21 protein-coding genes are annotated in these 22,433 nt (G+C 29.3%); 10 read left to right on the forward strand and 11 right to left on the reverse strand.

Going from position 1 to position 22,433, the window contains the following annotated elements:
* Positions 1-66: 66 nt before the first annotated feature.
* Positions 67-549 (reverse strand): hypothetical protein, encoded by a 483-nt coding sequence (locus GM3708_RS08935; protein WP_144439301.1) that lies wholly within the window; start codon positions 547-549, stop codon positions 67-69.
* Positions 550-845: 296 nt separating this feature from the next.
* Here GM3708_RS08935 and GM3708_RS08940 point away from each other — a divergent pair, with 296 nt between their 5' ends.
* The 6 genes from GM3708_RS08940 (at position 846) to sfsA (ending at position 7,152) form a co-directional block, all read left to right on the forward strand.
* Positions 846-3,254: a glycosyltransferase gene (locus GM3708_RS08940; protein WP_066345732.1), complete on the forward strand. Its 2,409-nt coding sequence runs from the start codon at positions 846-848 to the stop codon at positions 3,252-3,254.
* 43 nt (positions 3,255-3,297) lie between these two features.
* Positions 3,298-4,380 carry an FkbM family methyltransferase gene (locus tag GM3708_RS08945; protein ID WP_066345734.1) on the forward strand — a complete coding sequence of 361 codons (1,083 nt, stop codon included), beginning with the start codon at positions 3,298-3,300 and terminating at the stop codon, positions 4,378-4,380.
* 226 nt (positions 4,381-4,606) lie between these two features.
* On the forward strand, positions 4,607-5,272 hold the full coding sequence (locus GM3708_RS08950; protein WP_066345737.1) for a sigma-70 family RNA polymerase sigma factor: 666 nt from the start codon (positions 4,607-4,609) through the stop codon (positions 5,270-5,272).
* Between the two features lie 38 nt (positions 5,273-5,310).
* Positions 5,311-5,823 (forward strand): anti-sigma factor, encoded by a 513-nt coding sequence (locus GM3708_RS08955; RefSeq protein WP_066345739.1) that lies wholly within the window; start codon positions 5,311-5,313, stop codon positions 5,821-5,823.
* 78 nt (positions 5,824-5,901) lie between these two features.
* On the forward strand, positions 5,902-6,378 hold the full coding sequence (locus GM3708_RS08960; protein ID WP_066345744.1) for a Dps family protein: 477 nt from the start codon (positions 5,902-5,904) through the stop codon (positions 6,376-6,378).
* A gap of 42 nt (positions 6,379-6,420) precedes the next feature.
* Complete coding sequence (gene sfsA, locus GM3708_RS08965) at positions 6,421-7,152, forward strand: DNA/RNA nuclease SfsA (RefSeq protein WP_066345746.1); 732 nt, start codon at positions 6,421-6,423, stop codon at positions 7,150-7,152.
* Between the two features lie 33 nt (positions 7,153-7,185).
* Here sfsA and gcvH read toward each other — a convergent pair whose 3' ends face one another.
* The 7 genes from gcvH to GM3708_RS09000 all read right to left on the reverse strand — a co-directional run bounded on the left by gcvH (position 7,186) and on the right by GM3708_RS09000 (position 15,349).
* A complete protein-coding gene (gcvH, locus tag GM3708_RS08970; protein ID WP_066345747.1) occupies positions 7,186-7,584 on the reverse strand; it encodes a glycine cleavage system protein GcvH in 399 nt (132 codons plus the stop codon).
* A 134-nt stretch (positions 7,585-7,718) separates the two neighbouring features.
* Positions 7,719-8,864, reverse strand: coding sequence for a hypothetical protein (locus tag GM3708_RS08975; protein WP_066345749.1), 1,146 nt, complete (start codon positions 8,862-8,864; stop codon positions 7,719-7,721).
* A gap of 243 nt (positions 8,865-9,107) precedes the next feature.
* Positions 9,108-10,874, reverse strand: coding sequence for an iron uptake porin (locus tag GM3708_RS08980; protein ID WP_066345751.1), 1,767 nt, complete (start codon positions 10,872-10,874; stop codon positions 9,108-9,110).
* A gap of 581 nt (positions 10,875-11,455) precedes the next feature.
* Positions 11,456-13,090, reverse strand: a complete 1,635-nt coding sequence (locus GM3708_RS08985) for an AarF/ABC1/UbiB kinase family protein (protein WP_066345757.1) — start codon at positions 13,088-13,090, stop codon at positions 11,456-11,458.
* A gap of 149 nt (positions 13,091-13,239) precedes the next feature.
* The gene (gene tsaE / locus GM3708_RS08990) at positions 13,240-13,683 is read right to left on the reverse strand and encodes a tRNA (adenosine(37)-N6)-threonylcarbamoyltransferase complex ATPase subunit type 1 TsaE (RefSeq protein ID WP_066345762.1); all 444 of its coding nucleotides are present in this window, start codon (positions 13,681-13,683) and stop codon (positions 13,240-13,242) included.
* A gap of 227 nt (positions 13,684-13,910) precedes the next feature.
* Positions 13,911-14,243: a hypothetical protein gene (locus GM3708_RS08995; protein WP_066345763.1), complete on the reverse strand. Its 333-nt coding sequence runs from the start codon at positions 14,241-14,243 to the stop codon at positions 13,911-13,913.
* 146 nt (positions 14,244-14,389) lie between these two features.
* Positions 14,390-15,349, reverse strand: a complete 960-nt coding sequence (locus GM3708_RS09000; RefSeq protein ID WP_066345765.1) for an orange carotenoid-binding protein — start codon at positions 15,347-15,349, stop codon at positions 14,390-14,392.
* Between the two features lie 188 nt (positions 15,350-15,537).
* On the opposite strand from GM3708_RS09000, the gene GM3708_RS09005 reads away from it, so the two are divergent.
* The 3 genes from GM3708_RS09005 to GM3708_RS09015 all read left to right on the forward strand — a co-directional run bounded on the left by GM3708_RS09005 (position 15,538) and on the right by GM3708_RS09015 (position 17,490).
* Positions 15,538-16,239, forward strand: coding sequence for a fatty acid desaturase (locus GM3708_RS09005; protein WP_066345767.1), 702 nt, complete (start codon positions 15,538-15,540; stop codon positions 16,237-16,239).
* Between the two features lie 121 nt (positions 16,240-16,360).
* Complete coding sequence (locus GM3708_RS09010; RefSeq protein ID WP_231932888.1) at positions 16,361-17,200, forward strand: DUF4382 domain-containing protein; 840 nt, start codon at positions 16,361-16,363, stop codon at positions 17,198-17,200.
* 89 nt (positions 17,201-17,289) lie between these two features.
* Positions 17,290-17,490 (forward strand): DUF2862 domain-containing protein, encoded by a 201-nt coding sequence (locus GM3708_RS09015; RefSeq protein ID WP_066345769.1) that lies wholly within the window; start codon positions 17,290-17,292, stop codon positions 17,488-17,490.
* Between the two features lie 380 nt (positions 17,491-17,870).
* On the opposite strand, the gene GM3708_RS09020 is transcribed toward GM3708_RS09015, so the two are convergent.
* On the reverse strand, positions 17,871-18,875 hold the full coding sequence (locus GM3708_RS09020) for a nucleotidyltransferase family protein (protein WP_066345771.1): 1,005 nt from the start codon (positions 18,873-18,875) through the stop codon (positions 17,871-17,873).
* A gap of 158 nt (positions 18,876-19,033) precedes the next feature.
* Here GM3708_RS09020 and GM3708_RS09025 point away from each other — a divergent pair, with 158 nt between their 5' ends.
* Positions 19,034-20,275 (forward strand): nucleotidyltransferase family protein, encoded by a 1,242-nt coding sequence (locus GM3708_RS09025; protein WP_066345774.1) that lies wholly within the window; start codon positions 19,034-19,036, stop codon positions 20,273-20,275.
* A 10-nt stretch (positions 20,276-20,285) separates the two neighbouring features.
* Here the strand turns inward: GM3708_RS09025 and GM3708_RS18695 are convergent, their stop codons facing one another.
* Together GM3708_RS18695 and GM3708_RS09030 are read right to left on the reverse strand one after the other, a co-directional pair.
* Positions 20,286-20,435 carry a hypothetical protein gene (locus GM3708_RS18695; RefSeq protein WP_158505859.1) on the reverse strand — a complete coding sequence of 50 codons (150 nt, stop codon included), beginning with the start codon at positions 20,433-20,435 and terminating at the stop codon, positions 20,286-20,288.
* Between the two features lie 137 nt (positions 20,436-20,572).
* On the reverse strand, positions 20,573-22,369 hold the full coding sequence (locus GM3708_RS09030; protein ID WP_066345776.1) for an ABC transporter ATP-binding protein: 1,797 nt from the start codon (positions 22,367-22,369) through the stop codon (positions 20,573-20,575).
* Positions 22,370-22,433: the final 64 nt, after the last annotated feature.

Consider the following 22,433-nt stretch of genomic DNA (forward strand, 5'->3'; position numbering starts at 1 on the left):
AGAGTATCTGATTTACTTTGCCTTTATCAAAATAATTTTTATTTTCTTCTGATGTCAACAATTTTTCTATTTTTCTTCTAAATAATTAATTTTTTCTATTAAATACTCATATTTATCTTTTAAATCTGAATCGATAAATTTTAAACTAATTAAATCTTCTTCAGTATTTTTATTAATAATTTTTATTTGTTGCACTAGCATTTGATTAATTTTAACCGATTCTTCTAAAGCCTGTAAAACATTAAAATTTACTTCTCTTTGATCTTTAAATAAAAAATTTAAAATCTTGAAAAAGATAAAAGTAAAAGGTTTTAGTAAAAAAATAAATGGCTTTTTTGTCCATGAGTTAGGTAAGTTATTCCGTCTCGCAGATCTAGATTTTGCTGTATTAATAAAACCTTGAAAATATTTAATTTGTTCTTCAATATTATGCCACAATAATTGTTCTTCAGAATCTAATTTTTTTTGTTTCTCTATACAATTTATTTCAGCTTTAATTTTGTTTTTAATAATTTTGATACCAATATTAGGGATATTAATTTCTAGCATAACCATCTATTTATAACAATTAATTTTATTTTACTCTATGTGACTATTAACTATAGCAATCTTACTATGTGAGTTATCAGATTTTTATAAATGTTAGCTATCAGTAGTAACCTTTGGCAGTATCGTAAAGTTTACACATTTATTTTTTTATATATCTCTTTTCTTTCTTCTCCTTTCTTTTCTTTCTTATCCTTATAGATAATAATATTATTTTCTCCAAAGCATAGTATGATATTCTATTGTTTTGTCCCCATAAAATAAAATTAGCTTTAATCTACTAGAAACTTTAAGAAATAATGAGCAATAACTCTATTGTATCTTTAACAAAATCGAACCATCATAAAAAAAGAGCAATTATGAGTATTTGCTCTAACAATTATTTTCCTTATGTTAGAATATTATTTAATTCACTGCTAAAATATCATCCTGAATCTAAACTTTTTTTATGTTTAGCTGATAAACAAGATTCTCTCTTTCCTTTAGAAATAGAAAATATCACCATTATAGAAGCTGAAAAATTAAATATTCCTGATTTTTATGACTTTGCTTTTCGTTATGATATTATGGAATTTAATACTGCGGTAAAACCATTTATGATGCAGTTATTAATTGAAGAATATAATTTTGATCAAGTAGTTTATTTAGATCCTGACATTGAGCTATTTTCCCCGATGGAATCAGTATTTTTAGCCTTAGATAATGGTTCAAATTTTGTCATTACTCCTCACATTACTAAACCTTCAGAAGAAAACACTTATCCGGGGGATATTGGGGTAATGCAATCAGGAATTTATAATTTAGGATTTATTGCTGTAAATAATAGTCATCAAGTCATTAATTTTTTACATTGGTGGGGAAGAAAATTACGTTTTTATTGTGTAAATGAACAACATAATGGGATTTTTGTTGATCAAAAGTTTGTTGATTTGTTACCTGCATTTTATGATAATGTCAAAATTTTAAAAGATACTAATATTAATGTTGCTTATTGGAATTTATTACAAAGAAATTTAGAAAAAAAAGAGCAAAGTTGGTTCGTTGATGGACAACCTTTAGTATTCTTTCATTTTAGCGGTATAAATATTAATAATAATCAAAGATTATCAAAACATACTAATGCTTTTCATGGCAATTTATCTGAAGATTTACAAGAGTTAATTGATAATTATATCTCTAAACTTAAATATTATAGTTTTCAGAATAATATTATGCCTAAATATTGTTATGGTAATTTTACTAACGGTGTTTTTATTTCTACTATTATTAGGCAAATATATCGAAAATTAAAAAATGTTTGGTATGAAAATCCTTTCCTTTCTTTCTGTGATTACTTGAATCAATTTAATCGGAGTTTTAATAATAATTTATCAGATTTTCCCTTAACTAACTTGATGGTTTTTTTCTGGGAATCTCGCTTAGATTTGCAACAAAGTTTTAATATTTTTAATAATAATAAAGATAGAAAAAGATATACTTTTTGGTTTTTAGAAACAGCAGAAGAAAATCAATTTGAATATTATTTTTTACAACCAATTTTAGATAAGATTTCTGGTAAACTTAGTCATTATAAATCTCTTTCTTTTTCACAAAAAAAATCCCAGTTTCCCATCAATGTTATTGGTTATTTAAAAACTGAAACTGGTGTGGGACAAGCTGGTAGAATGGTTATTAATAGTTTACAGTCTGTCAATATCAACGTTAAAGGTTATCATATTGATAATAATTTTGTCCGTCAAAATGACTTTCAAGTACGTGATTTATTGGTGTCAAAAATTAATTCTCCTATACATATTTATAAAGTAAATGCCGATCAATTAGGAATAGTACAACAAGAAGTAAAAAATTATAGGAATAAACCTGATTTTACCATTAATATGCCAGCTTGGGAATTAAGTAAGTTTCCTCAAGAATGGGTAGCTAATTATGGTAATATTGATGAAGTTTGGGTAGAATCTAAATTTGTACAAGTTGCTTTACAAGCTAAACTTTCGCTTCCAGTTTTATTTATGCCACCAGCAGTAGTTATTGGAAATGTTAAAGCAGTAAATCGTGAATATTTCAACTTACCAAAAGATCGATTTTTATTTCATTTTAATTTTGATTTTGCCTCTTTTTCTAGTCGTAAAAATCCTGAAGCTGTTATCACTGCATATCGAAAGGCTTTTCGTCATCAAAAATCAGATATTTCTACTGGTTTAGTTATCAAAACTAGAGGTTATGATCCTGATAATAAAAACTATCAAAAATTGTTAGAAATAATTGAAGAAGAGGACGATATTATTGTTATCAATGAATATTTAAATCATAGTGAGGTTATGGCTTTAATGAATTGTTGTGACTGTTATGTATCCCTGCATTGTTCTGAGGGTTTTGGTTATACTTTAGCAGAAGCAATGTTATTAGGTAAACCAGTAATTGCTACTAATTATTCAGGTAACTGTGATTTTATCAATCAAGAAACAGGTTTCCCTGTAGATTATAAATTAGTTTCTTTAAAACCAGATGAATATCCTTTTGCACAAGGACAAAAATGGGCAAAACCTGACTTAAATCATGCTGCTTGGATTATGCAAAAAATAGTAGAAAATCATTCTGAAACTCAAAATATTGCTTTAGCTGGACAAAATAAAATAGCCGTTGATTATTCTCCTATAAATGCCGGTAAAAGATATATAAAACGTTTACAAAAATTAGGTTTAATTTAAGTAAAAATTATCGTTAGTTTATTATTCAAATTCAGAAAATATTATGTTTATCTCTTACGCACAAAATTTTGAAGATGTTTTATTAAATCGTATTTTTAAAGATCAAAAAAGAGGTTTTTATATTGATATTGGGGCTCATCATCCCATTTATGATTCTGTTACAAAGGCTTTTTATGAAAAAGGATGGACAGGTATTAATATTGAACCAGTGTCTAAATTTTTTCACTTACTTGAAAATGATCGCCCCAATGATATTAATCTTAATATAGCGATTAGTGATCAAAAAGGAGAATTAAATTTTCATGAATTATTAGATACTGGATTATCAACTTTTGATGGTGAAATGGCGGAAAAATTAGCACAAAAAGATGGTTTTTCTTTACATGAATATCCTGTTGCGATGAAGACATTGGCTGATATTTGTCGTCAATATGTAAATCAACCCATTGATTTTTTAAAAATAGATGTTGAAGGTTGGGAAGAAAAAGTAATTTTAGGTAATGATTGGCAAAATTTTCGTCCAAAAATAATTCTTTTAGAGGCAACTATTCCTAATTCTCCTATTAAAAAAGAAACTAATATTTCTGATTTTTTAGCTAGTCATAATTATCAATATATTTATTTTGATGGTTTAAATGATTTTTATTTAGCCAAAGAATTTTCCCATTGGTGTAACTTTTTTACTACTCCAGTTAATGTATTTGATAATTTTATTCGTTTTTCAGAGTATGACAAAAAACATCATATTAATAATTTAGAAAATAACATTAAAATTAAAGATGAAGAATTAGAAGATTTAACATTTAAAATAGGTAACTTAGAAAAAACTATCCATATTAATAAAAATGAGAAAGAAGATTTAAACTTTCAAATTAAACATTTAGAACAAATATTAGTTGAACAACAAAAATTCATAGAAAAACAAAATAGTGAAGTTTTAAATATACATCATATTATTGATAAATATCATCAAGATAAAATTAGTTTAGAAAATAATTTAAAATATTTACAAACACAATTAGAGGTAAATAAAGAAGTAATTAAAGCAATGGAAAGTAGTAAATTTTGGAAACTAAGAAAAAAATGGTTTAAAATAAAAGAAAAAATGGGTTTATCCACTGATTAATTCATCAAAAAAATCCTATTCTATAGAAGTAAGATAAATTAATTTTCCAAGTATTTTTTTGTTAATAATTTAAAATATTCAAAAACTATATTTCATCATTATAAAAAAAGATAGACTCGATCACAGTTTTTTATCAGTTGTAAATCTTGATTTAAGATCAGGAACTTTTTTTGGTGTAGATAGTCGATTTAAGTACAACTATTCTTAAATCAGCTTAGAATATATTATGGTATCATCTAGTTCTCTATCTTGGTCTAATTTTTCTATTCCATTTATACAGCAAAGAGTGAAAGTTGAACAATTATCTAACCCTGATTTAATTTTACGCTGTCAAGAAGGTCATCAACCTGATAGGGCTGCTTTTTCTGAATTATTACGCCGTCATCAAAGTTATGTAGATAAAATTTTGTATAATTTAGCACCTGATTGGCAAGATAGAGGTGATATATCTCAAGAAGTTTGGATTAGAGTCTATAAAAAAATCAACAGTTTACAAGATCCCACTAAATTTAAAGGCTGGTTGAGTCGTATCACGACAAATCTATTTTATGATCAACTTCGCAAAAAGAAACGATTTGCAACTCCCTTATCTTTGGATGCTTCCATCACTACCGAGGATAATGAGTTAAAATGGGAAATAGCATCAGATTTGCCTTTACCTGATGAAAATTTGACTACTGTAGAATTTTATGATCAACTAAAACAAGCTATTGCCGATTTACCCGATACTTTTCGCATCACAATAGTTTTACGGGAAATACAAGGTTTAAGCTATGAGGAGATTGCGGAAATTACCCAAGTATCCCTAGGTACGGTAAAATCAAGAATAGCAAGAGCAAGAAATAGACTGCAATTATTATTACAACCTTATCTCGATAATCACCATAATTAATTTTTTATTCTATTTTTAAGTTAAGGAGACATCATATGATGACTAATCATTCACACCCCCCTGATAAATGTACATTTGAACTTTTAAGTGCTTATTTAGATGGTGAAGTAACTGCCGAACAACGTCAAGAAGTGCAACAATTATTGTCCCATGATCCTGAAATTCAAGGTTTATATCGAAGATTATTATACTTACGTCAAGAAATAAATAATTTACCGACTCCTCAATCTGAATATTCATCTAAAGAACTTTCAGAAGCAGTTTTTGCAAAAGTAGATCAACAAAACCAACAAAGAAAAATTTGGTTATGGGGTGGTGGTGCGATCGCCGCTCTGGTATTAACAGCTATTGGTAGTGTTTTTAATGATAACAGAATGCCTTTAATGCAAATGGCACAACAAAATCAACCAACATCCAATAATGAAAGTTTAATCATTGCTTTAAATGAGCCTATCATCGAAATAGAACCTAAGACAAGTAATGAAGAAGCTTTAATGATTCCCTTAGATCATTCTCTTATGGAAGTAATCGAGATTAATAAAAAGAACTAGGAATGAAAACAGATTAATTCTAGGAAATTATAATTTAAAATACTATTATTAAGGATATGACATTATAAAATAAAAAAAATGAGTAAAAACGCACCTGTAAATATTGGTATTGAAGAAAACGATAGAAAAGATATTGCTGATGGATTATGTCGTCTTTTAGCTGATACCTATACATTATATTTAAAAACTCATTATTTTCACTGGAATGTTACAGGTTCACTATTCAATTCCTTGCATTTGATGTTTGAACAACAATACACCGAATTAGCTTTAGCCGTTGATAGTATTGCTGAAAGAATTAGAACTTTAGGATATATTGCACCCGGTAGCTATAGTGAATATGCAGAGTTGTCTTCTATTGAAGAAACCCGAAAAGTACCAAAAGCAGAAGAAATGGTCAAGTTATTGGTAGAAGGTAATGAGGCAGTAGTAAGAACGGCAAGAAGTGTATTTCCTATTGCTGAAAAAGCTAATGATGAATCCACAGCCGATTTATTAACTCAAAGAATGAGTCTCCATGAGAAAAATGCTTGGATGTTGAGAAGCATTCTTTAGTGTTTTCTTTGCTGACAAAAAAAATAACTAATTTTTAACTCCATGACTACTGATACATTTTTATACCGTTATCCTTCATTAACATCAGGTATTTTAAAAAAAAGATATAAACGCTTTTTAGCAGATATTGAATTAGAAACAGGGGAATTAATTACTGCTCATTGTGCAAATACCGGTCCGATGTTAGGATTATGTGCCGTAGGTAGTCATGTAATGGTATCTAAAAGCGATAACCCTAAGCGTAAATTAGCTTATACATGGGAAATGATAGCCGTTGGCGAAAATAATCCCATTTGGGTGGGAATTAATACTGCTTTACCTAATCGTATTATTAAAATAGCCTTACAGCAACAATTAATTCCTGAGTTAGCGTCACAATATACTCAAGTAAAAAGCGAAGTAAAATTTGGTCATGATGGAAAAAGTAGAATTGATTTTGTTTTGACTGGTGATGAATTTCAACCACCAATTTATGTAGAGGTAAAAAATACAACTCTCGCTGAAAACGAAGTAGCTTTATTTCCTGATACTGAAACTCTTAGAGGACAAAAACACTTACAAGAATTAATGGCATTACCACAAGATGTTAAACCAGTGATGTTATATTTTATCAATCGAGAAGATTGCGAAACTTTTGCCGTTGGCAAACAATATGATGCTACTTATGGAGATTTATTTAATGAAGCGATGAATCAGAGAGTAAAAATCTTACCCTGTCGTTTTCAAGTTAGTCCTGAAGGTGTTAAATATTTAGGAGTAGCAAAAATAATTTAATTGTTGATTGTTAATTGTTGATGGTAGATTGCTTTATTCTTCTTGCGGTTCAACTAAAGATTTATATTCAGAAGCTGATAAAATATCTTCTAAATCATCATCTGGATTATCTAACCTAACTTTAATTAACCATCCTTCACCATAAGGATCATCAGCTATCATTTCAGGGGATTCAATTAGCATCTCATTACGATCAATTACCGTACCAGAAACAGGAGAATAAAGTTCAGAAACAGCTTTAACTGATTCAACTGTACCAATATTATCTTCAACACCAATGGCATCCCCTAATTCTGGTAATTCGAGAAAAACTATATCCCCTAATTCTTCAATAGCGAAAGCACTGATACCGATAGTTGCTATTTCTCCGTCTAAGCGTACATACTCATGAGAATCAAGGTATCTTAAATCTTCTGGATATTCTAAGGTCATGTGGAATAACTTTATTTATAGATCAATAACTCATTATTCATGATTAATGAACAATTGACAATTATTAATTAGCAATGTACAAAAATCTTAAATATATTATTCATAATAATTAAAAGTTTACATATTTTTTAAATTTATTTATTTTCGATAAAGTTAATTTTAAATTGATGAGCAAAACTTGAAATATTATGAAAATCCCGATAAGATTTCTGCATAATCTTTAATTTTATTTGGGTTTGTTGACACTTAATAATCTGCTCAATTTCTTGCCAAACTTTTTGTGGATTATCCCAATTAATGATTAATTTATCTAAACCAAACTTTAATAATTCTTTTGCCATCCAAGTATCCTTCATTGTTAAAGGAATATTTCCAGCAATGACTGATTCAGTAAAAACTCCTGATGTTCTTTCTTGATACGCGATCTCATCATAAGGTATTAACATAATATCCGTTTTTGCCAACCAAGAAATATATTGTTCACGGGGTAAATTATCTTCTGTTGCAACAACTTTTACCCCATGATTAATAGTAATTAAATCAGCACTTTTTGCCGCCACTAAAATAAACTTATCAGCCAAAGAAGTTTGACATTGGCTTAAATTTTTAATAATTTGCCAACCTTTTTCCTCTCTTGGAGGCCCTGCCCACCAACAAATTATATTATCATTATCATGAGATCTCTTTTCTACAAATTCAGTATGAGGAATCGGCATCACAGTAAAAGATTCTTCAAAATATTTACTCATAGAATCAGCTAATAATTCACTATCACTAAATAAATGAAAATGATTTTTTTTTACAGCTTTTTTTAACAGTTTATTTAAAAGTTTATAGATAAAATTTGTTTTATGTTGATGAAAATTGTGTCTATATAAAACCCAAATATATAAGTTGTCTTTTGGTAAAAATAAAACTGATAACCATAAAGCCAACAATTGTAAATGAATAAATCTTTCTATAAAAATAATATAATTTTGAGATGATTTACTATTAAATAATTTTTTTTTTAAATAAGATTGAATACTATCAGTAAATATTTTTATTTGCCTTAATTTATGCCAAAAATTTTCATCTATTTCTAATTTATTGCCTCTTAATTCACCATACCAATTGTTAGGCAAATCAGGTAAATTTTCTTCAGGAGAATACACTACCTCATGATGCCAACCAAGAATTTTTGTTGCTTCAGTAATAGAGATATGATAAGGAATAATATGCCCTTCTCCACCCATTAGATTGGGAATCAAAGAGATAAATATAGGAGGATAATTGATCATCAATAATTAGGATTTTCGGTTAGTTTTTAGTAATTATATCAGGGGATAGGGAAGAGAGAAAAGGTAAACTTTTAAGTCAAGACAAAGTTAACAATGGGCTTGAGCATCGTTGCCTTGTTAGAAGTTAGAAAAAAATGTAAGTTAAATGAGTCTGCTTTATTATATTTTTCAGCATAAACAAAAAGCCCTACTTGAATTAACAAGTAAGGCTTAGTATATTTCAGATAATTTTCAAGGACTATCTTAGAATGTAAAGGTAGTTCTTAAAGTACCAATAACTTGGTCATCACTATTTCCTTGGTTAGTGGAATTAACCCAAATAACACCGGGAGTTAAAGAGATATTGTCAGTTAATTGGTATCTGTAGAATGCCTCAATGTGAAGAGGAACAGTATCATTAGAAATACGAGTTTGACGACTTACGCCATTATCATTAATGAAGTAAGATGCAGAACCATTATATGGTTGAACACCAGCGAAGATACCTAAAACACTACCTTCTTTGAATAAATCAGGGAATGCGATACCACCACCATAGCTCCAAATATCATCATTTCCACGACCGATTCTGGTAAGATTAGTATAGTTGAAGAAAGCACTTAAGCTAACACCATCACCTACACGCCACGCAAATTGTGCACCATAAGAATTACTGATTTTATCTTGCTGATCAACAGTAACACCAGGTCCAAAGTTATTTTCGAGAACACTATTTAACTGAGAATTACTTTGGTTTGCCAATTGTGTACCAACAATGCCAAAACCACTACCAGCACCGCCTCCAAATACGGGGCTATCTGATTTATGGAAACCATTAACATAAGTGAAACCAAGAGCAACACTGTCAGAGATATTGAAATTAAGTTGACCAAAGAGAGAATAGTCACCATTAAATAGACCTTGTCCGTCTAAAGGAGAATTAGGAGATCCACCAGCTAAATAACTGATTGTCGCGGTGCTAGGACCCAACAAACTTTCGAGGAAACCTAAACGATAGCTGAATGCAACCCCAGTACCACCACCAATACGGTAGATAGGACTTTCAGACGCAAAAGGACTTAATGCACCATTACCACCATCATAATCTTCAAAGAAAGGATTTAAAGTAGGGGCATAGTCACTATGAATACCACCAAAAGCAGCTACATAGGTTTTGATTTCGCTATTTTCACTTAATTTAATAGGTGCATAATAAGCTAACCAATCAACTTGAACATCATTATTTTGACCAGGATAAAGGTTAAAAGTCTGATTTAAAAGTGCACTATTACCACTTCCATCCACTCTAGTCACAGGATCTCCGCTAGTTCTGAAACGGTTGTTATAATCAGCATTGAAAGCACCAGCATTACCTGCAGATAAACGAGTAACTAAATTATCTTCTCCAGTGAAACTGGTATTTAAGGCTAAACGGACACGATCAGCTAAAATAGCTTGGTTACCACTGCTGAAATTCTGGGTTAAAGCCATGATAACTTCCCCTTTCAACTTGGTGGTAGTAGAAAACTGGTGATCTTCTAAGAAAGCAACTCTACCTTCTAAGTTATCTACTCTTGCACCTAACGCAGCTAATTCAGATTCAAATTCAGCCATTAAGCGTTTTAGTTTTTCGATGTCTTCTTTCATTACCGCTTCACTAGCCGCAATCAAACGTTCCATTTGCTGCATACAAGCGTTTAAACCTGCGGCAAACTCATAACGACTTAATGCACGATTTCCTCTGAAGGTACGATCAGGATAACCAACGATACAACCATAACGTTCTACTAAACTACGGAGAGCTTCAAAAGCCCAATCGGTAGGAGATACGTCTCTGAGTTGAGATACGCTGGTTACTTGATCCTTAGATGTGCTACTACCTTCAGTACTATAACTATCTAATTGATTAATGATTTGTGCATCAGCATTTACCTGAGCAATTTCTTCAGCTTTTACCTGAGAGGTAGCTAAAAGACTAGCACCCACTAATACGGGAGTTAATTTGATCGAATTCCAAAAATTTTTTTTCATGGTTAGGTATCCTCACACCTTAAGATTTTACTATTTACTGGTTTATAAAACTTTTCAGCTATTTCAGTCAACAGATTTACTTTTTATTCATCATAACATAAAAAGATTTTTTTATCGCTTAGTTTTTTGGATTATGTTAATGTTTCTTAACTTTTTCTTAAACAACTTGATTTAGTTGGATGTTGGATTTGAATGCAATAAAAAATGTTTTTAGTATAAATGCTCTCTAGCTTTTACCATTGGCAAGAGTTATAAGAGCATTTATTTGTGCAGTGGGTTTTTAGTTGTTCTAGTGTCAGACTGCTGAGTGGAATTTCAAGCTAAATCAAAAACTATTACTAAAACCTTTGGCTTTTTGTTGTTTCAATTTTCTTGGTTAAACAGCCTCAGCACACAGCCGAGTTTGAATCACCTTAAAACCCACCATCTTACTACTTTCTATCATGGGCACCACCTCCTTTATTCCTAAACGGTATTTATTCTTTTTGACTGAAAACATCCTAGCTCATAATTTTTAAAATGGCAAGACAAAGGAATTAAAGAATTAAAATATTTTCTCTAAGATAACTTTGCTCTTTAACTTATTTTAGTCCACCAGATCTGATAATACTAACGATTAACCATAGTCCGAGTAAACTAGCAACGGCAAACAGAATGTTACTTAATAATATCAGTTGTCTTGTAGTTGCCCCTGTGGAAATAATAGCAGCACCTATGGTTAATGAACCTACGACAATACTAAAAGATAGTCGATTCGCTGAATCATCTAAGCTACGCCTTAAACCGCCTAATTCTTTGATGCGTATGTTCCAAAGAAATGTCTCTGAGCTTAAACGATCTAATATTACATCTATTTGACGAGGCGATCGCAAAGAAATAGATTTTAAATCCAAAACCGTCCTAAAAAGAGTTTGAAAGGGTGTGTCACCTAAAAATTGACGACGAAAAAGATCTGTTATGAGGGGTTTAATTTCTTCAAGTAGGTTGATATTTGGATTAAATTTACGAGCGACACCTTCTAAATTAGCTAAACTTTTAGCAAATAATCCCATGTTGCCGGGTAATTTAATTTTATTATTTCGAGCAACCTGCAAAACTTCGTAAAAAACTTCACTAAAATTTAATTGAGAAAGACTGAGATTATAATATTTTCTCAACATTCTCTGATAGTCATTTTCGAGTTGAGATAAGTTTGTATTAGCGGTGTTGCTGTCAGATAATTCTAAGGTTAATTGTGCACATCTTTGAGCATCAATATCGACTATCGCTAGTAACATTTCTGTTAATAATTGTTGAGTATGGGGATCAAGTCTGCCAATCATGCCACAATCGATAATGCCTAATTTACCGTCATCTAAATAAAAAATATTACCCGGATGAGGATCAGCATGAAAGAAACCATCGATAAATATTTGTTGAAAAAAAGCTCTAAACAATAGAGTACTTACTTCTTGACGTTTACTGCTAGTATCAGGAATATTAGCGGATAGAATAGGTTTACCGTCTAACCATTCCATAAACAATACTTTATTTGTGGTAAATTGCCAGTATATTTTAGGAATTACTAATTGTTCAGTATCAAACCAACTACTTTGACTAAGATTTAAACGTAATTTTTCGGTAAAATTTCCTTCTTGACGAAAATCTAATTCAGCTAATACCGCTTTGGTGAAATCATCGGCTAAATTGATGAAGTCGTAATCGTTACCAAAATCAGTTAAGGCAATAATTTCTGCAACACCTTTAATAAGAATAACATCTTGATTGACGATGCGATCAATATTTGGACGTTGAACTTTAATGGCGACTTCTTCTCCCGTAATCAATGTACCTCGATGGATTTGGGCGATCGAACCAGCGGCGATAGGATTTGGATCAATTATACTAAAAACCTTATCTAAAGGTTGATTAAGTTCTTCTTTTAAAGTTTGTTCAATTAATCCCCATGCTACAGGGGGAACTTGAGCTTGAAGTGCGGTTAAGGCTTCGATATATTTTGGTGGTAATAGATCAGGACGAGTACTTAATAATTGACCGAATTTAACGTAAAAAGGACCTAGTTGCACAAGAATTTTACGAAATACTTCTGGTGGAGGGAGTTGTGGTTTATCGGATTTTCCGACTGTGAGAATTCCCCGCATATAATCCCAACCATTACCTAAGACTATTTCAACTATTTCTCTTTGTCGTGAGCTGGTTTTAGTTAAAGAAAACATAATTCAACAATTAACGATTAATTCTTTATGTTAATTGCTTATTTTGTAAATGAGGGTATTTTTCTTCGTTATTATCATATTTTTAATATTATGAAAAGAGCTTAAAAATATTTAGTAATACCAATTATGTATTTATGTTTTGTAATCTTTCAAATCTTTCTAATAATTGTTACTTTTCTACCTAGTTTGTAATCCATTTCTAAATTTATTTTCATATATTTAGGTGGTAAATTTGGTAATAATTCAGACCATTCAATGGCAGTTATTCCAGCGTCAAATTCTATACCTTGCCAATAATTTTCTAAGTATAATTCTTTTATTTGTTGGGAGTTTAAACGATATAAATCAATATGGTAAAGGGGAATTTTTCCCTCAAAATATTCATTAATTAAAGTAAAAGTAGGACTAACAATCGCCTCTTTTATTCCTAATGCTTCTCCTAATCCTTGAATTAAAGTTGTTTTTCCTGCCCCTAAATTACCACTTAGTAATAAAACGCTATTAGCTGTTAATTCTTCTGCTAATTTTTGTCCTAATTTTCTTGTTGCCCATTCATCAGGGAGTAAAATAATTTCCTCATTTTTTTCACTCATATAACGTATTTTATTTTTTAGTAAATATAGATAAATTAGAATTAATCGCCAAAAGTATTTTTATGGTAAAAAAGATAAAAAATAAGAATCTGATCATAAACCTAAATTTATCAGCGAGATAATTATTTTCTCTATTTATTAACGAAGTTAAAGGAAATAAAGAAAAGTTATTTATTTGATTAATTTAGGCTTACTATATGTTTTATAATAGCGGAATAAAGTAGATTTTATATTTTAGATAAAGAAGAAACTTTAGCTAGTTTTGCTTGATCTAAACCGTGTAATTCTTCTAAACTTATCCAGCCTTCTTTTAGAAGTTGAGCAAACGTAAAAATTAACATCGATTCTCTGGCATCATATTTACCATCAAGATCATAGCGTTTAGCACTTAAAAGATCATGGACTTGCCACAATTGTGCTATGTCAGTCATGTTATTGATTTGGTGTTGTACCTGTGCCACTAAAGTTTCTGTTTCTCGCTGATAAGCTTTATTTAAAATTTGTTGACTAATTTCTATTTCTTTAGTTGTCCATCCTGATTCAGTAATGATCGTAGTCATAATATTGTATTAAAAAAGATAAGAAAATTTAAACATCCTCATATTTTATCAATATACTTGAGAAAAAAACAAAAAAAGAGTCTCTCATTAAAGAAAAACTCTTAGGATTAATGTTTTTATTAGATCAATTTTTTGGGCAGGAAAATTTAGCGTATTAAGTTTAATAATTCTTTAGGAGATGCTAGTAAATCGATCGCAACGAAGAAAATTTTGCCTTCGGGATTAAGAAGAAAACGCCATGCAATATCCATACCGACGTTACCGCCAAACCAAGGAGTTTGTACTTTTCCTGTTACTTTAATTTGAGTGTAACCGCCATCTGCTGGTTCAGTAATACCGTGTTGAGGGATTAATTTAAGGTTTTGACATTCTTCTTTAAAGAAACGAAGGATATTATCTTTACCAACGATAGGACGTTTAAAAGGAGGTTGTAATGCACCATCGGGAAGGAATAATTCAATTAAAGTATCAAAATCATTGGCGTTTAAATTATCCATGTAGTTGAGAACTGTAGAGTTAGTAACACCTTCAATGGTCACTTTAGTACGTTTAGATACTTCTTGAGGAGGGACAACAGGCTCAGATATAGCAGTATAGTTACCAAGTTTGCTAACATCATAGCCCATATCAACTACTGCGTTACGAAGTACAGTGATTTGTTGACCAGGTTCTAATTTTTTGATAGCATCTAATACTGAATTCGCATTAGCGGAAAGTTGATAACCTTCAGGAATAGGAGCAACGATACCTTTTTCCATAAATTCTCCTAATTGATACCAAAAACCAAGTTTGACGTTAGCAGACCAAACAGCATAAGTACGACAAACAGGGGTATCTGCACGGTTAGCTAAATCACACATTAACTGTGATTGCTCTTGAGGAGTCATAGTTTTGATTTCGTTGAGGGTTGCTTCAGCTAAAACCATACTGGCAGCACCTGGAGCAGCAATGGTAATGGTTTTACCCATTTCTAAGTAAGCGAACCAAATTAATGCTAATTGATCTTCTGCACTTAGTTGTATAAATCTGGCAATAGTAGCAGGTACTACGTCAGCCGCTAGAGTTTGAGGAAAAATTGTACGAGCTGAATCGATAGTAAAAGGCATAAGTTAAACCCCAAATTTGTAAAATTATGTAACTAATTTAACATTCTTTCTCTAAAAAATATTTAGTGTTGAGGTACGGATTTTGCCACAGCAACAGAGGAGAATATCGTGATACCCTAGAAATCTCGATTTATTTGTTTATTTTCTGGATTTAAAGATAAATTTTGCTAGAGAAAAAGAAAAATATTATGGGTAATTACTTGGGTTTAGTTATTGCTTTAGTGATTATTGCCCTTTGGATACTAACATTTTCAATGTATCAAATCAATGATTTAACTAAAATTAATTATCTTATTATTTTATTATTAATTCTATGGCAAACTTTTTTGAATACGGGATTATTTATCATTGCACACGATGGCATGCACGGTCTTATATTCCCTACTAATATAAAATTAAATCATTTTATTGGTAGTTTTTGCCTCACCTTATATGCTTGTTTATCTTATGAAAATTTAAAAGAAAAGCACTTTTTACATCATCGTTTTTCGGGAACAAATCTTGATCCTGATTTTCATAATACTAATAATATAAGTTTTTTAAGGTGGTATGGAGAGTTTATGAATAAATATTTGAGTGTTAAACATTTATTTCGCTTATCCGCAGTTGTATTATTTATTGCTTATTTTTGTAAAATTACTTGGGTTTATTTATTATTATTTTGGGCATTACCTTTAATTTTAAGTTCATTACAATTATTTTTTTTTGGCACTTATTTACCCCATCGTCAATGCAATCAAAAAGAAGAAATATTATCCATTAAAAGTCTTTATTTACCAGTTTTTTTATCATTAATTGCTTGTTATCATTTTAGTTATCATCGAGAACATCATCAATATCCTTTCGTGCCTTGGTGGCAATTACCTTCTTTAGCTTTTGTTAAAAAATGAGATTTTCAGTTAAAAAATTTAAATTCATTATCCTAAACTATCTATAAACCCATCATGGGGGGATTGAAAAAAAATTAAGGCTAAATCATTATCAAATTAAAAACAAATTTTTATAAATAACGTGAGCATAGTCAAAAAATTTCCTTCTATTCCTATTAGAAATATCATCATCGCCATAATTCTATCTAGTTGTAGTACAAAAAATGAAGTTGACACCACTGAATCTAACCCTCAGAATCAAATTTCACAAGGAGAAACTTTAACTTTAGTCGCTAACGGAGAAGATTTTATTCGCCAAGGATTTGTCAGTAAAGATGGATGGCGTATAGATTTTAATCATGCTTACGTTACTTTAGCAGATACGATCGCTTATCAAACTAATCCCTCTTTTAATGCCGAGAAAGAAAAAGAGATAAAACCCATAGAATCCGTTACCTTAATTAATACAGCAACTACGATTGACTTAGCACAAGGAGATGAAAATGCACCACCCATAAAAGTGGCACAAGCCAATGCTCCTGTCGGTAATTATAATGCTGTATCATGGAAATTAGTTAATAATCCAGAAAATACTGGTAGTATAATCCTCGATGGCACGGCAGTTAAAGACAATAAAATTATTAAGTTTTTGATTAGTTTGCCTGTTAATTTAGAATATAGTTGTGGAGAGTTTGTGGGTGATGAAAGAAAAGGAATTTTAGAAGCAGGAAAAACTGCAGAAATAGAAACTACTTTTCATTTCGATCATCTTTTTGGAGATGCTCAAACTCCCCCTGATGATGATTTGAATATGGGTGCATTGGGATTTCAATCTTTGGCAACTTTGGCCCAAAATGGAGAATTAAAAACAAATTTAGCGACTCTCGAAAAAACTTTAAACCCTGAAGATTATCAAAAATTAATGAATAATCTTAACTCATTAGGTCATGTTGGAGAAGGACATTGTCGCTTAAACTCTTAAAGAATTACTAATCACTGATTAAGCCTTTTATAAGGATGCTCTATGATAAAATGAAGAGTTGTTAATTAAATAAACTATTAGAAATTATCATGGAAGTAGGACAAAAAGTTAAAATTTGTCGTTTAAAAGAAAAAGTAGCTCCTGAAATTATTGAAAAAGCACAACAAGGACAACAAGGGGTAATCAAATCCTTTAAAATGACTGATGGTAGTGGTATCGGAGTTTTTGTACAGTTTTCTGATTCTACTACCAACTGGTTTTTTGAAGATGAAATTCAGGTAGTAAATTAGACATTGATAATGTGTCGGGGTGAATTGGTTTCACCCGAATAACTAACTATCAGAAATTACGGGCATTTCAAGTCTTTATGTTTCATACATTTAAGCCTTCAATTACAAGATAAAAAATCTTTAAACTTGTAAAAATAAATAATTTTTTCTAAAAATTTCTGAATTTTTGCATAAAATCCTAAAACGACACTGATAGATATATAGTGGAATTATTTTTTCGTAAGTTAGTAAATTGTATTTTAATAAAATTCTTATGTAATAGCCGACTTTCGTAAATTAAGTAAATTCGGCAGTCATTAATATAAAAAATCTCAAGATTTGGATAAAGCCCGTCAGGTGATTGCATAGCTCATAAGTACTAATATCGTTCTTACTTCCATCTACCAAAAGTCACTTTTTCCATAGGTTCTAAAATATAATAAATACATTCTGATGATTTTATCTTTAATAGTAAGATTATTTATCTTTTCAATGATGGTTAATTCTTGAATTTCTAATGGTGTTATTTTTAAATTTTTAAAGCTATTTACTATTTCTTTTAAGAGTATATCTTTTTTTATTTTTAATAATTCTTCTAGTATAAGTTGATAACTATAATTAAACTGATATTCTTTTATTCTTTTTGTTAATAATTGCCAGTCAATTTCTGATGAATGATTAATTAATACCTGAGTTAAATCAACAATTAATCTAGTCAAATAATTATATTTTAAAAAAATATTCTCTAAACAAATTGCTAAAATTTGCGGAACGGGCTTTAAAATATAACCCGTATAATCTCCTATCTTTATTGTTTGAGATATAGAGACAATATCTTCTTGATTCTTAATGGATAACTTTTCAATCCATAATTGCCAATATAGAATTAAACATTGTCCTTGGGTATTAGTCAACAATAACTTAGAATAAATATTTGCCTTAACTTTAGTTAGTTTAAATGTAGATTTCCATCCTAATTTTTCTAGTTTTTCTATGGCTAAATTAACTTGATTAGGTAAAATAAATAATTCATATTTATAAATAGGGCGAAGGGCTATTTCTTGATAATAATGAGTTGCCATTACTAAATCTCCTAAAATTATGGGGAAAATATTATCTTGATTAAAACTAGCTAAAATATCCTGAAGATTTTTATAATGTAATTGATTATTGTACCAACTGCGACGATAAATTCCTTTTAATCTATTTTCTTCTTCCGTTTTAATTTGATAAGATGATAAAGTAAAGTAAAGTAAAGGCAATAAGTGATAAATTTCTGAGTCAATATCATTTTCAATATCAATTTTTTTATACCATTTTTGCCATAATAATAATTTTTCTTCTTCCTCAAAAATAATTTGTAACAGTAATTTTTTTTGTTCTGTTAAACAGTGATTTATTTTCATTATTATTTACTTAACTACTTTCACATACCAATAACACTTACGCATTTGCTGTTAAATTAATCCTTCTCAACAGAATTGCATAACTGATTTAATTTAGACCTACTATAGTATAATTAGCAGTCAATCAGATTGTCAATTAGAGTTTTATTTTAAAATTAATGGTATCCCAATTAAAAAATCAAGCGTTAATACAAAATAGTATTAGTGATAAATTTTCTCCTGAAGTTCAATTATTATTATTAGCAAGTCGTAAAATTTTATCCAAATCAAATATTAACAAAATTCAAGTTATTACTTCTCAAATAATTGATTGGCAACAATTAATTAGTTTAGCTAAATCTCATTCTGTTATTCCTTTAGTTGCTCATAATTTACAGAAATATTGTGTCAAAAATTTACCTGATAATATTAAAAATATATTAAAAATAGAATTTCGCAAGAATGCCTTAAAAAATATTTATTTAAGTAAAGAATTATTAGAAATTGTACAGCTATTAAAAGTTAATAATATTAACTATATTTGTTTTAAAGGTGCAACTTTAGCAGCTTCAATATATGGTGATATTTCTTTGAGACAATTTAATGATATTGATATTTTAATTGCTAAAAAAGATTTATTAAAAGCAAAAAAAATATTGTTATCAATGGGAGGATATTTTTCTTTAAGATTATTGGATAATCTTAAAAAAGAATATATAACTAATGATCATATGTTTGTAAAATTTGCCAAACATTTAGCTTATACAATTTATTGGAAAAATAAAAAAATAGAAGTAGATTTACATTGGCAAATGTTTTGTTATTATTTTCCTTTATCATTACCTATAGAATATTTAAACCTAAGTTTAGAATATTCTATAGTATTTAATCAAAAAATATCTACTCTTTCACCTGAAAATAATTTATTATTATTATGTGGTCATGGAACTAAAGATGGTTGGGATAAATTATCAAGAATTTGTGACATAGCAGAATTGATTAATTTTTATCCACAATTAGATTGGAAATTACTCATAAAAGAAGCAAAAAATAGAGGTGCATTAAGATTACTATTAGTTGGATTATCTTTAGCTAATCATTTATATCAAATATCACTGCCTGATTTTATCTCTCTAGAAATAATCAATGATAAAAAAATTAAACATCTAACATATAAGATAGAAAACTTACTTTTTTCTGAATCTAACAAACCAATAAAAAAAATAAATAATTTTCTATTTACAATACAATTTAGGGAAAGATTAATAGATCAAATTAAGTCTATATTTTTCTTATTATTTGTCCCAACTCATGATGATTGGGCATTATTTGCATCTCATGAGTTACCTATGATATTTTATTATTTTATCAGACCATTTAGATTATTATATAAATTTGTTATTAAAGCTAAAAATCAATAAATTTTTGATATTAACTTTGTTGAAGTTTATCAATTATTTCTTCATAGTTTTCTATCTCATCTGCTAAATTATCAGAGGAAACTTTTTGATATTTACTTTTAACAGGATGAGATTCTAAACTTTTAAGAATATCAGATTCTAACCCTAAATATTGACACACTTTATCTTCTGTAATTTGATAAGGAATATAGAAAATGATTAAAGCAATCTAATTCTTCTCTAATTCTAATTTTAAAAGCAGTAATATATTCTTTTATCATTATCGATATTTATCAAAATAAAAAATCTTTTTAGCAGTTATTTTACACCATTAAGTTTCATAAATTTATCACAATTTGTTGATAATTGATCATAATTACCACTGCTAACAATTTTACCTTTTTCCATTAAATAAAGATGATCACATTTTTGCACTGTAGTTAAACGATGGGCAATAATAATAATAGTTTTTTTACCACTAAATCGATCTAATGCTTTGATAAATTCTCTCTCCGTTTCATTATCTAAGGCGGTGGTGGCTTCATCCATTACTAAAATTTCGGGATTGTGATATAGTGCTCTAGCAATACCTATTCTCTGTTTTTGTCCACCTGATAAACGAATACCTCTATCACCCACTTTCGTCTCTAATTTTCGAGGAAGACTATCAATTAATTCTTTTAATTGTGCGGCTTCTAAAGCTTGATAAACTTTTTCCTTATCAATTTTTTCTGCAGGTAAACCGAAAGCAATATTAGCTAGAATCGAATCATCCGCTAGATAAATATTTTGGGGAATATAACCGATTTTTTGTTGCCAATCTTTGAGATAGTCTTGAATATTATTACCATCTACTAACACTTTTCCTTGAATAGGGGTTAATAAACCTAAAATTATATCGACTAAAGTAGTTTTTCCAGCACCTGAAGTGCCAATAAAGGCGATAGAATGATTTTTAGGAATAGAAAGACAAATATTTTCAAGAGAAGAATAAGAAGAATTAGGATATTGATAGTGAATATTTTTGATGCTAATAGAATCGGTAAATTGTAATATTGTTTCCGGTGATTGATTTGATTGATTTTTCGTTTTATTTTCAGAAATTAACTCTAAATCATGATGAATAACATCTATAGAATTATAATGAGAACGAATAGAAATTAATGATACCAAAATTCGATTAGCCGAAGGTATTAAACGAAAAGAAGCGATGGCGAAAAGAGAGATTATTGGAAGAATAGAGTCAATATTTTTACCTTGAATTAAGATGATAATAACTATCAATAAAATGGACGTAACCGCTATAGTTTCTAAAAATAATCGAGGAGTAGCGTTAATAGTTGTTATCCAAAGGGAAATATTGTTATATTTACGGGAATGATTAATAAATTCATCGATAAAAAATTTTTCTCGTCTTAAAACTTTTATCTCTTTTATGCCACCTAAACATTCATTAATTCCTTGAATCATTTTGCTATGATGGTACTGTCTTTTTTTTCCTAAAATTTGAGCTTTTTTATGAATAAACTTATAAAAAATAGAAACACTTATTCCAATTAAACAGACGGATATTAAAGAAGCTAAAGGTTGAACTATAATCAAAAAAACTACAATAAAAGTAACAATAATTAACTCTGTGGCTAAAGTCATTATGGGAATTATTACCTGACGAAAAGCAGTATTTACTTCATTGTTAAGATGAAAAATTAATTCCGCAGAATTTCGTTCAAGATGAAATGTATAAGAGTAAGATAAATAACTACTAAATAAACGACGAGATAAGTTAATTTGTTGAGTAAAAATAAAGCGAGATTGAATATAAGCAAAAAAAGTTAAATAAGTGTTTTTAAAAACATAAATGATGATTAAAGCGATGGTTAAATAAATCAGAAATTGTTGATTAGAATTTACCCTTAAAAGTTGAGATAACCAGTGAAGGTAGACATTATTTTCGATAATATCTGGTTTATTAAGTAAGTAAATAAATGTGGGAATAATACCGATACTAAAAGTTTCTAATATTGCACCAATAATCATGAAAATAACAAGACTAAATGCGTGAAATTGTGCATGAGAATCAAATAGTTGTAAAAATTTTAAATTAACTTTTGCCATCAAATTTTCTTCAAAAGGGTTAGGAGAATACTAAATAATTACGTAAAGATAAACCTCCATCAAT

Source organism: Geminocystis sp. NIES-3708, assembly GCF_001548095.1.
In the GTDB taxonomy this organism is placed as follows: domain Bacteria; phylum Cyanobacteriota; class Cyanobacteriia; order Cyanobacteriales; family Cyanobacteriaceae; genus Geminocystis.